Here is a 1,740-nt window from a genome sequence, read left to right as displayed (position 1 = left end):
ACATCCTCGAAGGCGCGAAAGAGCAGGGCATTCCCGCTGACGCCATCGTCAAGGAAAGCGCCCCGGCGCAGTTCGAAGTCAACCTGCATCACGTCTCCGACCCGATCAAGGCCTGCGATTACGCGGTCCTGCTCAAGCGTCTGGTGAAGAACATCGCCTACGACCACGAGATGGACACGACCTTCATGGCCAAGCCGTATCCGGGCCAGGCCGGCAACGGTCTGCACGTGCACATTTCGATTCTGGACAAAGAAGGCAACAACATCTTCGCCAGCGAGGATCCCGAGCAGAACGCCGCACTGCGTCACGCGATCGGCGGTGTGCTCGAGACCCTGCCGGCGCAAATGGCCTTCCTCTGCCCGAACGTCAACTCGTACCGCCGCTTTGGCGCGCAATTCTATGTGCCGAACTCGCCAAGCTGGGGCATCGACAACCGCACCGTGGCCGTGCGCGTGCCGACCGGTTCGGCGGATGCCGTGCGCATCGAGCACCGCGTCGCCGGTGCCGATGCCAACCCGTACCTGCTGATGGCGTCGGTGCTGGCCGGTATTCACCACGGCCTGACCAACCAGATCGAGCCCGGCGCCCCGGTCGAAGGCAACAGCTACGAGCAGAACGAGCAGAGCCTGCCGAACAACCTGCGCGACGCGTTGCGCGAGCTCGACGACAGCGAAGTCATGGCGCGCTACATCGACCCGATGTACATCGACGTGTTCGTCGCGTGCAAGGAAAGCGAGTTGGCCGAGTTCGAGAACTCGATTTCTGACCTTGAGTACAACTGGTATCTGCATACGGTCTGAAGATCAAAAGCCCCTCACCCTAACCCTCTCCCGGAGGGAGAGGGGACTGACCGCGTCGTCTGGAGATATCCGGCGACCTGAACGATCCAGTCGATGATGGATTCGGCAAGATTTTTCAGGTCGGCGCAGTTACCAGGCATCCCCCGATCGGTCCCCTCTCCCTCTGGGAGAGGGCTAGAGTGAGGGCAGCGATTCCCGGCCAGACAAAGCAACCAGACCAACCCCCAAATTCCCCCTTGTCGAGCTCAAAACAATGACCACAACCCGCAACGACTGGGAACAACGCTTCCAGTCCCTGTCCATCGAATCCCGCGCCTTCATCGACGGTGAGTATCGCCCGGCGATCAGCGGCGACACCTTTGAATGCCTGAGCCCGGTCGATGGCCGCTTTCTTGCCGCCGTCGCCAGCACCGATGAAGCCGACGCCAATTTCGCCGTCGAAGCCGCGCGCCAGTCCTTCAACTCCGGCATCTGGGCGAAAAAAGCCCCGGCCGAGCGTAAGCGCGTGCTGATCCGCTTCGCCGATCTGATCCTGCAACACCAGGAAGAACTGGCGCTGCTGGAAACCCTCGACATGGGCAAGCCGATCAGCGATTCGATGAACATCGACATCCCGGCGACCGCCAACGCGATCCGCTGGAGCGCCGAGGCCATCGACAAGATCTACGACGAAGTCGCTGCCACGCCGCACGACCAACTCGGCCTCGTCACCCGTGAGCCGTCCGGTGTGGTCGCAGCGATCGTGCCGTGGAATTTCCCGCTGATCATGGCCAGCTGGAAATTCGCCCCGGCGCTGGCGGCGGGTAACTCGTTCATCCTCAAGCCTTCGGAAAAATCACCGCTGACCGCCATCCGCATCGCGCAACTGGCGCTGGAGGCGGGTATTCCGAAGGGCGTGTTCAACGTGCTGCCGGGCTACGGCCACACCGTCGGCAAGGCG

Annotated in this window: 1 protein-coding gene and 1 pseudogene; both read left to right on the top strand. The window is 62.3% G+C overall.

Annotation, left to right across the window (positions count from 1 at the left end):
• A pseudogene (locus OQK_RS26925) lies at positions 1–800 on the top strand (glutamine synthetase family protein); the annotation flags it as partial.
• A gap of 253 nt (positions 801–1,053) precedes the next feature.
• Positions 1,054–1,740 (top strand): aldehyde dehydrogenase family protein (locus tag OQK_RS26920; RefSeq protein ID WP_016775180.1); only part of this gene is annotated, 687 nt, incomplete at its 3' end.

This window comes from Pseudomonas sp. R62 (genome assembly GCF_000257605.1).
Taxonomy (GTDB): domain Bacteria; phylum Pseudomonadota; class Gammaproteobacteria; order Pseudomonadales; family Pseudomonadaceae; genus Aquipseudomonas; species Aquipseudomonas atacamensis.
The sequence above is the reverse complement of the archived record's forward strand: the minus strand, read 5'-3'. Positions and strand labels throughout refer to the sequence as shown.